At 56.4% G+C, this 12,151-nt stretch carries 9 protein-coding genes; all 9 read right to left on the reverse strand.

All coding sequences use genetic code 11. From position 1 onward, the window contains the following. Positions 1 to 191: 191 nt before the first annotated feature. On the reverse strand, positions 192 to 2,561 hold the full coding sequence (locus tag J4772_RS29265) for an alpha-L-rhamnosidase-related protein (RefSeq protein WP_209072585.1): 2,370 nt from the start codon (positions 2,559 to 2,561) through the stop codon (positions 192 to 194). A 99-nt stretch (positions 2,562 to 2,660) separates the two neighbouring features. Then, positions 2,661 to 3,596, reverse strand: a complete 936-nt coding sequence (locus tag J4772_RS29270; RefSeq protein WP_209072586.1) for a helix-turn-helix domain-containing protein — start codon at positions 3,594 to 3,596, stop codon at positions 2,661 to 2,663. A gap of 154 nt (positions 3,597 to 3,750) precedes the next feature. Further along, positions 3,751 to 4,107 (reverse strand): hypothetical protein, encoded by a 357-nt coding sequence (locus J4772_RS29275; protein ID WP_209072587.1) that lies wholly within the window; start codon positions 4,105 to 4,107, stop codon positions 3,751 to 3,753. Then, positions 4,104 to 4,781: a hypothetical protein gene (locus J4772_RS29280; RefSeq protein WP_209072588.1), complete on the reverse strand. Its 678-nt coding sequence runs from the start codon at positions 4,779 to 4,781 to the stop codon at positions 4,104 to 4,106. Before J4772_RS29280 ends, J4772_RS29275 begins: the two co-directional genes overlap by 4 nt. Further along, positions 4,691 to 5,020: a hypothetical protein gene (locus J4772_RS29285; protein ID WP_209072589.1), complete on the reverse strand. Its 330-nt coding sequence runs from the start codon at positions 5,018 to 5,020 to the stop codon at positions 4,691 to 4,693. Before J4772_RS29285 ends, J4772_RS29280 begins: the two co-directional genes overlap by 91 nt. A 400-nt stretch (positions 5,021 to 5,420) precedes the next feature. Then, positions 5,421 to 8,426, reverse strand: coding sequence for a discoidin domain-containing protein (locus tag J4772_RS29290; RefSeq protein ID WP_209072590.1), 3,006 nt, complete (start codon positions 8,424 to 8,426; stop codon positions 5,421 to 5,423). A 44-nt stretch (positions 8,427 to 8,470) separates the two neighbouring features. Then, positions 8,471 to 10,240: an extracellular solute-binding protein gene (locus J4772_RS29295; RefSeq protein WP_209072591.1), complete on the reverse strand. Its 1,770-nt coding sequence runs from the start codon at positions 10,238 to 10,240 to the stop codon at positions 8,471 to 8,473. A gap of 65 nt (positions 10,241 to 10,305) precedes the next feature. After that, the gene (locus J4772_RS29300; RefSeq protein ID WP_209072592.1) at positions 10,306 to 11,199 is read right to left on the reverse strand and encodes a carbohydrate ABC transporter permease; all 894 of its coding nucleotides are present in this window, start codon (positions 11,197 to 11,199) and stop codon (positions 10,306 to 10,308) included. Between the two features lie 31 nt (positions 11,200 to 11,230). Continuing rightward, positions 11,231 to 12,127 (reverse strand): ABC transporter permease, encoded by an 897-nt coding sequence (locus J4772_RS29305; protein WP_209072593.1) that lies wholly within the window; start codon positions 12,125 to 12,127, stop codon positions 11,231 to 11,233. Between the last annotated feature and the right edge of the window lie 24 nt (positions 12,128 to 12,151).

Consider the following 12,151-nt stretch of genomic DNA (forward strand, 5'->3'; position numbering starts at 1 on the left):
TAGCCCGGAGACTACCTCAGACGCTCCTGAAACCTTGCAACGGGTTTACCCATTCAGGTTTCAGGAGCGAGCTTTTGGGACCTCCTCAAAGTAATCGGAATAAGCTTCGGAGCTTAACTGGGGGTGTCTTGCATCGGAGGGAGGTACTACACCTTACACCTTACACCTTGTTCATCGCTTATCTTTTATAGCTAAATCTCGATCTCGTCAAGCCCCTCATAAGATGCGGAGAATCCGCCCGGCAAGCGAACCTCGACCGGCACTCCCTGAAGGCCCGAGGCGCGCAGACTGAATCGGCCCGTCTCCGGTTCGATCCGCCACGCAACATGGACCGCGCCGCGAGGCGTAATCGCGCTGCCTTCGGCCCATTGCAGCGGGCCCGGCTTCGGTTCAATGAGAATGCGGGCGAACCCCGGCGCCGCCGGATTCACGCCGAGCACCTCGCACGGAAACTCGTATAGCGGCACTGCCCCCCAAGCGTGGCAATCGCTCCGCTCCGATACCGGATCCTCCAGCCATGTCGTCATATTCAGTTTAAGCTGGTCTCGCCACATGTCCCATAACGGATACGAACGATCGTATTCCCCCGCGACGGACAAGGCTCTGAAGTAGAAGAACGCCATCGCATAGGACACCGGAAGCAGCGAGCGGTCCTCTGCAAGCGCGACGGCCAATCGCCGCGCTTCTTCGCCCTGCACGGCGCCGGACAGAACCGCCCATACCTGTGCGTGCTGGCTGTATTCTTCGATGCCCGGGCCGTCCTGGAACAGCTTCCGTTCCTCAGAATAAGCATGCCGTTTAACGGCAGAGATCGTGCGGTTAGCCCGTTCCCGATATTCCTTCGCCGTGTCCCGTCTGCCAGTGCGCTCGTTGATATCGGCCGCTTTATTCAACGCGTCGGCATACATCAGATTGTACACGGTAAGCGGCACGCGCCGGCCCGGCACGGGAGCGCCGCGAGCGGATTGCCACTCGTGCACCCAATCGACGAAGGACCAGTAGCCTTGCGGCATCGGACCGATGAGCCCGTCCTCGCCTGTGCGGCGTTCGAACCAGTCGAGCACGGCGTCGATGGTCGGGCGGTATCGTTTGAGCAGCTCGGCATCGTTCCAATACACATAATGATCGTGAACGATCATGATCCAGAACAAGGCAAAGCCCGGGATGACTTGCGGCAGCATAGCCGGAGAACGACTTAGCAGCATGCCGCTCGGCAAGAGAGAGCTGTGCAGATCGAAGATCGCTTTGCGAGCCAGCCTGTCGTCCCCGCTGATCAAATACGTGAACCAGATTTGCAATCGTGTATCCATGCTATACTGCAATTGCTCATAATACGGACAGTCCATATACGTCTCGTACATGCAGCGCTGAAGCGTGCGAACGCTGATGTCCCACAGCGGCGTAAACGTAGGATCGGAGCTGGCGAACGAGGCTTTGACCTCCAGCGGGTAGCCCGTCTCCCTATAGTCCGCCGAGCAAAAAATCAAAGGTTCGTCGCCTACGGTAATTTCCAGCCGCACGAAGCGGAACGTCCGATAATGAAAGGTTTCGTAAATTTCCTGCTGTGGCTCCGCCGCGCCGGCTACCCGATACGATTCCCGATAGCCTTGAATGACTTTTCCTTCCGGGTCGTCCCGAACTCCCTTTTTCCCTTCCGGCGTCGCATAGGACTCGGCGCAAATGAAAACAATCTCGCTGCCGCGGCCGCCCTGCGCAATCAATCGCAGAAATCCAGTCGTCAGCTCGCCTGCGTCCAGTTCGACGTTCAGCTTCGCTCCCGCCGGCAGCCGCAGCGGTTCGTTGCCCGCTACCCATGCCTGAAGCTGCTGCTCGCCAAGATTAAGCCGCCCACCAGCATCCATGTCGCCGTCGAAACGCATAAGCCGGACGAACGACCGTTCTTGCTCGTACGGCATCGGGATCGTGCGCGCGGCGAGCTGCCAAGGCGTAAGCGCCCCGTACAAAGGATCTGCCACTCGGCTAACCTTTACCGCTGCAGGCCATTCCGAATCGTCGAATGTCTCGTTTGTCCAGCCGTGTTCCAGTTGAAAACCGTCGACCGCTTCCCCTCCGCCTACGCACGTATGGGTTTCCGGCAATAGCGATAACGCCAGATCGGGTCGGCATCGCCATTGTCCGCCGCCCGAGGTCGACAAATCCTCCACTTCGTTTCCGTTTTCCGACATCAGCTTTCCCTGCAGAAGAAACGCTCCGTTAGGACTGCTAATTACGGAATCCGGGTGCGGCGAGCCCTTGCCGAAATGCAGCACTTTAGCGGCCAGAACGTTGCGGCCCGGCTTCAGCCTGGCCGTCAGCTCGACGCTTTCGTAATAATGCGTCCCTGCCGCCCCTCTGCAAGGACCAACGCTGACGGGCTCTCCATTCAAATACAACCGGTATCTGCTATCGGCCGATACGTCGACGGACAATCGAACGGCCGCGTCTTCCGGCACGTCGAACGATCTCCGAAAATAGACGAGACGATAAGGCTTGCCGTCTTTAGGCGCCTGTTCCTCATCCAGCCATATCCACTCCGCGCTCCATACTTTTTCTTCCTCCATCTTTAGCACGCCTCCTCAACAACCTTTATGTAAACGCTTTAATTAAATGCCATCGGAGAAATAACGCTTATGCGTTCGGTTTCCCGTCAACGCATGCGGCTATTCCCCGGATTGGGCAAGCTGGCTTTCCATTCGGTACTCCTTCGGAGTCATTCCGGTTAGCCGCTTAAACACTTTAATGAAATAAGCCGCATCCCGAAAACCGACAACCGCGCCGATCTCCGCGACGGTATCCCCATATCGGACCAGCAGAGCTTTCGCCTTCTCAATCCTTAGAGCGTGAACGAAGCGGACAACCGATTCGCCTGTCGCCTGCCGGAAGGACCGAGTCAATTGACGTTCGCTGCAGCAAGCCAGCTTGGCGAGATGGGAGATCTCGATGTCCGTTTGATAACGGCGTTCGACATAACCGACGACCCTGCGGATATACTCGTTCGCGCTGGAGTGAACGTCCCGGTTCCGCCCCGTACCCACGCTTTCCGAGTAGAAGCGGCTTAGGCGCACGATCAACTCGTTAAACGAAAGCCGGATCAACGCCTGATAGCCAAGCCGTCTCGCGCCGAATTCGTTCTCGATTTTTCCGATGATCTGCTCGATCTCCCCTGCCCCGCGGAAGCCTAACTTCAGATTGGACGCGAATCTGGCCGGTTCCTTCAAGTAAGGCTGGACATAGAAAAAATCGAGAAGCTGCGACTGTCCCGGAGCGTGCAGATAGGAATCGTCGACGAACTCCGGCGCGAACAGCAGATTTACAATCTCCAGCCGTTCTTCGTGAGCGAGCTCGTACGTATGCTCCTCTCCTTGATTCACGATCAGAATATCGCCGGCAGAGATTTCGTATCGTTGCTCGCCGAACACCGTCGAACGAATGCGATGCTTGGCCGTTCCGCCGACGACGTACACCAGCTCGACGAATTCGTGCGCATGGAGCTGCAGCTGCGTGTAACGGTCGTGCACGTTGCGCTCGATATGAAACGGAAACGACGGATCGATGCCGTAAACGGCCGATCGGAATAAAGGCAAGATTTCGTTCATCCGGCTTCCTCCCCGTCCTTTCGTTAGATCCAGTATAGCAAACGGCGAAGCCAAAAAAATAAAACAATCCGGACATTCGATAGAGGTATCGGGACATTTCACAAAATACCCATACGTCGAATGGGGCGTAGACCGGGAAGAACTCGATTTCCGATCAGTAGACCAACTCCCGAAAATTCCGCACCCGGTGTAGCGTGATCAGATTTCCGTTATGCGCACACGCGGCTTGACCGTCTCCCGAGCGGCTCAGCACGAGCAAGTCGTCGCCGAGGATCGCCATACTGCCGTAGTGCCTCGCCTCTCTATCGGATTCCGTCTTCGCCACCAAGCCCGCAAAGCACCAATCGAAGCCGTTTTTCGAAAAGTGGAGCTGCAGCCGATTTCTTTCATTATTCGGAAGATTGAACCTGCCGGGAGGAAGCCGCTCCGCCTTCGTCATACTGTCCGTCGCTTGGGTGCTGAGCAGCCAATACAAACGGGTTGCTTCATCATAAAGAATGTGAAATTTCATCTGCCCGCCGGGACACGGAACGAAGGCCTCTTTCGCCCCGATGGCGCCCGCTCCAGCATCGTCGCGATGCTTCCGTCCGGCTGCTCGACCGCTTTGGCAATCGCCGCGAAGCCTGTGCCTCCTGTGTGCGCCCTCATCCACAGATGAAAGGTGGAGCCCGTCGGATCGCAGAAATAATGGTTTTCATTGACGAATTGTACGACGTTCGTCTCCAGCCACCCCATTCGAAAGCATACCCGGCCAGGGGCGAGCTCGTTCGACGAGCCCCGTTCGACCGGGTAGAACGGAATGCCGAAATAATTCAGCTCCTCCTCGGGAATGGCATGCTCGAACGCAAGCTCCGAAGCGAACGTCCAGCTCTCCCTGCGGGTTAGGTCATTAGCCTCCCTGCCGCGGAGCAGCACCGGAGCCATGACGCTGACCGGCCAGCCTTCCCGCTCAGGGCTTGTAATCCGCTCCATGACCAGGTATACGTTCCCCTTCGAATAATGCACGTTGGACGGCGCTTGGTGCCAGGTCTGCCCTTCGGTCAACGCCTGCGGCTCGCTCCAGGTTTCGCCCCCGTCGTCGGATCTCATAATCATCAGATCGCGGCAGTGGCCGAGGATGTATACGGAAGCTCCCGCGACGAACGCCGTGCATGCATAAACGGAAAATCGACGCGATGCGTCCACGTCCCTCCGCCGTCGTCCGAGGTCAGCGCTTTGCCGAACCACAGCCAGCCGCCTTCGATAACCCGCTTCGGTCCCTCCACGTTCGGCATTCCGGGACCTCCAAGGTCCAATGTGGCAAGCAAGCGTCCTCCGGGAAGGACGGCGATGCCCGGGCTATACGCATACACGCCCCTCGGATCGGGCGATTCGTACACCGTCGCATAGTCGGCGGCAAGCTCTTTAATTCGCTGCTTATTCAATGAATCTCTCTCCTTCGCTTCAAAAAAAACTACGACTGACCAATCGGTATACATTGAATCTTCTCGGGTAACGGTTCGCTGGGCGGCAAGAGAAGAACCCATATTGTCAGCGGACTTTGCGAGTCCCCGTCTGTTGAACGTGGAGGCACTTTCTTGGCCTTCGCTCCGCGCCTGGGGCGGCGTGGAGGCACTTTCTTGGCCTCGCAAGCAGCGACTAACAGACGTAACGAATCTACTCACGTATTGGCATACCGGGCAGCAGGAGAGGTCTATTCGAGTGGTGTTTCATTCTTCCTTCGAGTTCATGTATGCGAATTGGTCAGCTGTAGAAAAAAAAGGGCGTGCCGCTCCCGAAAACCGCTCGTTTACGGGATAGCACGCCCTCTGCCTATCTCTACGCTTACTCCGCATACACCTCGATCTCGTTTACCCGGAGGTATTCCGGCTGGTTCGCCGGCCCGCTCGTGCCGAGAACTCGCAGCTTCGAGCCGGTTACCGCCGCAAACGTATGCGTCCGGTGATCGAACGTATTGCCCGTGATTGCCGGCAAACAATCGACCCATGCCGAGCCGTTCCAGTATTGAATCTGATAATCCTTAATGGCATAGCCCGATGTCGTGTACAGCTCGACCCGGCTGAAGGTTTTCGCCGCACCGAAGTCCAGTTGCACCCATTGCGGCAGCGCGGTTCCGTCCGTCGCCCAGCCGCTCCAATCCGTCGTGGCGGCTCCGTCGTTAACCTTCTCAGCGGCATAGCCGTTAGCCGTATCGGTGTTCGACGCCGACGCCGCGGCGCCCTTGGCGAAGTTGACCATGGAAGCCGTATTCAGCTTAACTTGGCTTAGCTGCGGACTGTAGGAAAGCGTTCCTCCCGTCGGAAACTCCACCTTCACGAACTGAGTTCCCGTCGTAAGCTTGCCCAGCGTATAGACGCGCTTCGTCCAGGCGCCCTCGTTGATCGGCGAATCCGCGTAGTGCCAGCCCGTCTGCTCCTCCCATGTTGCCCCGTCCGGCGCAGCGTAGAATTTAAAGTTGCGGATGCCCGGCTCGTTATCTGTCGCGTACAACGCTGTCAATTGAAGGTCCGTCGCTTCGCTGCGATAGATCGCATACTCCGGAGTCGAACCCGTCGAGGTTCTCATCGCCCGGCTGGAATCGCCCAGCGCAGCTCCGTGCGCCGTATCGAAAACCAAACCGGAGCTGTGCGCGCTCGCCTTCGTCCAATCGTTCATTTCGTCAATGATCGGCGCCGAATTCCACGGGACGTCGGAGATTTGCGCCTGCCCGATCTGCGGGCTGTACGCCACCGCTCCCCCGGTCGGGAACTCGACCTTTACATAGTTCGTATTGTCCGCAAGCTTCGTAAGCGTATAGACCCGCTTCGTCCAGTACCCTTCGTTAATCGGAGAATCCGCATAGCCCCATCCGTTATGCTCCGTCCAATTGGACCCGTCCGACGATGCGTAGAACTTGAAATTGCGAATCACCGACTCCTCGTCGGTCGCGAACAATCCGGTCAGCTTAAACCGAGTCGCGCCGTCCAAGCGATAAATAATAGACTGCGGTGTAGTTCCGTTATTCGTCCGTATCGCCCGGCTGCGATCTCCGAGAGCGGAGGCGTTCGCCTTGTCGAGTACAAGCCCGGAAGTGTGCGACTCAGCCTTGCTCCAGTCGTCCAACTCGTCGACGATCGTCGTCCCCGCGCTGCGGGCGTTCGTAATCTCGTAGAACACAACGCCATGATGGTCGAGTTCAGGCGTAAGCGTTAGTTGATTGCCGACGAGCGGTACGGTCGTCGTGACCGGCGTCAGCGTTGCCAGCGCTTTGTAGTCCGCTTCCCGCGAATACCAGTAATCCCGGTCTGCGGTGTTTTTCAAGCTTTTCGGCACTTCCATCGTGTACTTGGACCAGGAATACGCCGAATCCGGAATTCCCCGGTTCGCTTTGTCGTTCCACCAGGTAGGCCAGAAGTTGCCTTGCGTATCGTCTACGATCCACTTCTTCACTGTAACCGTATTGCCCGCTACGGGAGCGATATTGCGAAGCGTAACTGCGGGAGTCTCCGCAGTCGTACGGCTCATATCGTTATTGTGATTATAGATCATGAGATGAACCGTATCGGTCGAGGCGTTGTAGCCCGCCACGCCGTTCACTTCATTGCTCGGATCGGCCGTCGCTCCCGAGAAGCCGCCGTCCAGCCGCTTATCTCCAACCATGCGGTAGCCGAGATTGGCAATATGCGTCGAGACGGCGGGCACGCCGCCCCAGATCGCTTCCGTACTCAGTCCCCAAGCGGAAAACCAATCGATGTTCCAGTCGAGCATCGTCCTGAACTGCTTGGCGTCGGAAGACCCCTGGAAGCTGTGGGCGACGATCCGCGAATACAGCGCCTTGGAATCGGAGCCGGAGTTGATGCGGCCTTCGTCGATGCCGTACTTCAGATTCCCCAGCCCGTTGGCGACGGCGCGCTTGCGCAGCGTCTCGATCGTATCGACGAAGCTTTTGCCGTTCGGCATCCGGACTCCCGGCTTCAAATCGTAGAACGATGCGGTCAAAAAGTCGATCTGCGTTCCAGGCAGCCCCGTCTTATAATTGGTGCCGTTCGGGCCGACTCCCGCGACGTGATCGATGAAAGCCAGCTCGTCCCATAATCCTTCGGTTACGGTCATGCTATGGGCTCCGACCGTTAAGTTGGACGCCCCGATCGCGTCTTCCAGCGCCGCTACCGTATAATCGTAAATTTTGAAAAAGGCCGTCTGGGTGGATGCGGAACTTATGCCGTCGTCGAACCATTCCGGGTTCTCGTATTCGGTAAAGACGCCCCATGTCCAGGTTTTCACTTCCGCAAGCCCGAACTCCGCAACAAGCGCATCGGCCAACGCTTTAATGTAAGCGTAGTACTGATCGTAGTCGCTAGGAGGCTTAAGATTCGCTTCCATAACGCCTACCTCCGGGTCATCGGACAGCTTCATCGGGATGTTGCCGGTTTTGATGTGCGGCTTCAACCCTTGATCCACGACGTGATGAAGCGCTCCGATCAGCCGGGAGAAGTCGTAATCCGTCAGCGTCGTGCGGTCGGATGGATCGGCGAACAGGTCGCGGTTGGCGCTGCAGCCGGGGAAACCGACATAGCAGCCTCCGGTTGCCGTCATGAACTGAACGTTCTTGACGAACGGGTAGTTGGTCGCGAACGTATTCGCCGGCTTGCCCGCCGCTTTTGTCGTCCAATCGATCTCGTAGTCCCAGGCGTTAATATCGGAAAAGGCATTATGAATCGTACGGCCTTGCGCGGTCAGATCAAACGACAGCTTGGGGCCTGAAGCCGCGAAGCTCGGCTCGGCCGGAATCAGCAGCAGCGAACCGGATAACGCGAGTGCACAGCCCAATGAAGCCATCCTTTTTCCCATCCCAGACGTCCCCTTTCGCTAGGGCGTGTATGCCCTAGGTCCGATTATTGTTGTTTCAGAAGCTCGAAGATTGGCGCAAGCTCTTGCTGCTGCTCGACCGCTTTGTCATGCCAGTAAGCGAAAATATCGTCGACCTTGAAGTCGTCCAGCCCGGCGATGAAATTGTTTTGCAGCTTCTCGAACTCGGCGTCGTCCTTGGCGAGGATGAGATTGAAAATATTTTTGAACGTATAGTTCTGCAGATTGGTTCCTTGCGTCTTCAAGTTCTCGGGCAGCTCTCCGAGACGGTACAACGCATTCTCCTGATACACTTTGACTTTGGACGAATAGAGATCGAACAGGCTATCGGCCTTGTAGTGCTCCAGCATGTCTTGGTGAACCGGCTTCAGCTGACGGCTGACCGCCTTATCCGACCACTCGAACAGGTTAACCGGCACTCCCGTCTTCGGATCGACCGTTCCGCTGCCGAAGCCGACGAAGTGGTAATACATTAGCGCGCCCGTCCGCTTGTTGAAGGCCAGATCGCTGGAGCTTTGCTGCAAATAGTCGTCGGTCGGAACGGGCTTGCCGTTCTCCATGTTCCAGTTCTCGCCTTCCGGTCCGTTCCAGACCGTGCGGGCGTTATCATAAGAAGAAAGCCAATTAAGCAGCTGCATTGCTTTCTCCGGGTTCTTCGCGTTCTTCGAAATCGCGAACGTCCGTCCTCCGGAGGCCAAGTTGTTGATCAGCATGAATGCGTCGGTGTTCATCGGCGGCAGCGCCACCATGCCTTTATCCGGCATTCCCGCCTTCTCGTAGTGGCTGTTGATATCGGTGACGAGCCAGCCCGGCACGTTGTACAGATAACGGCCCGACTTTACTTTTTCCTCGTATTTGTCGGACTTCTGCGTGAACGACTCCGGATCGAGAATGCCCATCTGATTCGCTTTGTTATAGAACTTCAGAGAGCGCCAGAACATGCCGTTCTTGTCCTTCAGATCGTTGTTCGGGGAAATCTCGTTCGTCGCCAGATCGTAATAGACGGTCCGATCGCTTGTCAGATAGCCTTTGCCCTCCGTGAAGGACAGCGTGTAGGTGATCGGCCAGTCGCCCCAGCCCAGACCGTCCGCGAACCAGCCGCCGATCGCGTACACCTTCTGCCCGTCTTTATTTTTTGGCTCCAGCTTTTGCATCTCGGCCAGCACGTTAAGCAGGTCCGTATCGAAATTCTCCAGCTTCGGATAGCCGAGCTGCTTGTAGAGATCCCAGCGAATAAAGTTCGCGCCGAGCGGCTGAGTGCCTGCGGTCGTCGCCCCTCTCAGCATGCCGATCGTGTACAGCTTGCCGTCCGGGCTTAACGTCTTCTTATGCAGCTCGATCATCGCCTTGCCGCTCGGATCGGAGGTGATATTATCGCCGTACTGGGCCAGCAGATCGTCAAGCTCGTACAATTGATTAGCTTTGACCATCATCGGAATTTGCTTGGCCGGGTCCGGAACCCAGAACAGGTCCGGCAGATCGTTGCTCGCGATCATCGCGTTGAGCTTCTCGCCGAAATCGGCTCCGACCGCTGTCATGTCCATCTGGATGCCGAGCTCTTTCTCGATCGTTTTCGCGACCGGATTTTGCATAACCCCGTTCGGCTCCGCCGCCGCGATGCTGGCGGCCACCTTGATCTTGACGACCTCCTGCTGCTTCTCTCCTCCTGCGGAGGCCGATGCCCCGGCCTCGCCGGAACCGGAGCTGCCGCCGCTATTGCCGTTGCCGTTCGAGCAGCCGAACAAGAGCGTTAGCGCAAGCGCCGCTGCGACTCCCTTTGTCACCTTTGTTCTCATTCCAATACCCCTCTCATTCTAGTAGTTTATATGAAAACTCCCGCGAAGAGCCGGAGATTTTCAGCTTAGCCTTTGATCGCGCCCAGCATAATGCCTTTGACGAAGTATTTCTGCATGAACGGATAGATCAGCATGACGGGAATAACCGTAATGACCGTGATCGCATACCGGATTGACATCGGCGTCACCCTGCCCGTGCTTGCCAGGTCGGCGCCCAACGTCGTACCGGAGGCGCTTGTCCTCATGATATCCGCCATATTCGATTTGAGATTCGTATACAGCAAATATTGCAGCGTATTCAAGCTGCTGTCCGTCACGAGGTAGAAATTGTCCGCCCAGGAATTCCATTGCCCGACGGCGGTGAAGACGGCGATACAGGCGATAATCGGCAGCGACAGCGGGAGGATGATTTTGAAGAAGATCGTCAGAATACCCGCTCCGTCGATCTGAGCCGATTCCTCCAGCGTAGAAGGAAGCGATTCGATGTACGTTTTCACCAGGATAATGAAGAAGGCGGACACCGCTCCGGGCAGAACGTACAATAGAAAATTGTTTTTCAAATACAGCGTCTTCATCAGCATGTACCAGGGAATCAGCCCCGAGCTGAAAAACATCGTAATGATGATCAGCCGATAGATGAAGCTGCGGAACGGCAGCTCTTTCTTGGTCACCATGTAGCCGACGAAGGCGCTGCAAAACACGGTAATGATCGTGCCGACGACCGTCCGCGCCACGGAAATGAAGATGCTCTGAAAGATGGTCGGAATCTGCATCAATTGTTCATAGGAGGACAGGGTAATCTCCCTCGGGAAAAAATAGACGCCCTTGGCGCTCTCCGTCGGATGGCTAAGCGAATTGATGATGATAAAGTAAAATGGGTAGACGCACAGGAACGCAAAGATCAGAAGCGTACCCGAGTTGGCGAATTGGAATAGATATTCTCTCCAGCTCTTGTTCATGGGGCGGTATTCTCCTTTCGCTGGAACTCCCTCATATGATGCTTTGCTTGCGAATCGCTTTGGACAGCCAGTTGGCCGACAGCAGCAGGACGATGCTCACGATGGACTTGAACACCCCGATTGCAGTCGAGAACGCATACTCGGCCCGAGCGATTCCGAGCGTGTAAATATACGTGTCGAGCACTTCCAGCTTGTCGATGTTCAGCGGATTCTGGAAGACGTAGTACTGCTCGAAGCCGTTGCTCAGTATGCCCGAGATGGCCAGCAGCAGCAGAACGAAATAAGTCGGCATCAGACTGGGAACGGTAATGTACCAGATTTTCTGAAACCGTCCCGCTCCGTCGATATCGGCGGCTTGGTACAGCTCCTGGTCGATGCCCGCGATGGCGGCCAAATAAATGATCGCTCCCCATCCCGTTCCTTTCCAGGTTGCAACCATCAGCTGGAAAAACCAGGCATAGCCGTCGCTGCCGAGAATGTTTGTCCCGGTCTCGATCAGCCCCATATCCATTAGCAGCTTGTTGACGACCCCGTCCTCCAGCGAGAAGAACGTAAAGAAAATCGCGTATACGAGCACCCAGGAAATAAAATGGGGAATCGCTGTCACCGTCTGTATCCATTTGGACAGCCACTTTCCGCGAACCTCCGCCAGCGCAATTGCAAAAATCATCGGAAGCGGCGAGGTCAGAAGGCCCAGCATACTCATGGCCAGCGTGTTGCGCATGACGATTGCGAAATCGTTGCCTCCCTCGAAAATGATCCGAAAGTACTTAAAGCCGACGAAATGCTGCTCCATCAGCGGAACTCCCGGGCTGTAATCGACAAAGGCATACGACCAGCCGAACAGCGGCAAATAATTAAATACGAATACGAGTGCGACGAAGGGGAGTATGAGCAGCAGCATGCCCGCTCTCTGTGTCTTGTTCATCCTAGGCGCTCCTTTCTATAGTTC

Origin of the sequence: Cohnella sp. LGH (assembly GCF_017671885.1) — a bacterium.
In the GTDB taxonomy this organism is placed as follows: Bacteria; Bacillota; Bacilli; order Paenibacillales; family Paenibacillaceae; genus Cohnella; species Cohnella phaseoli.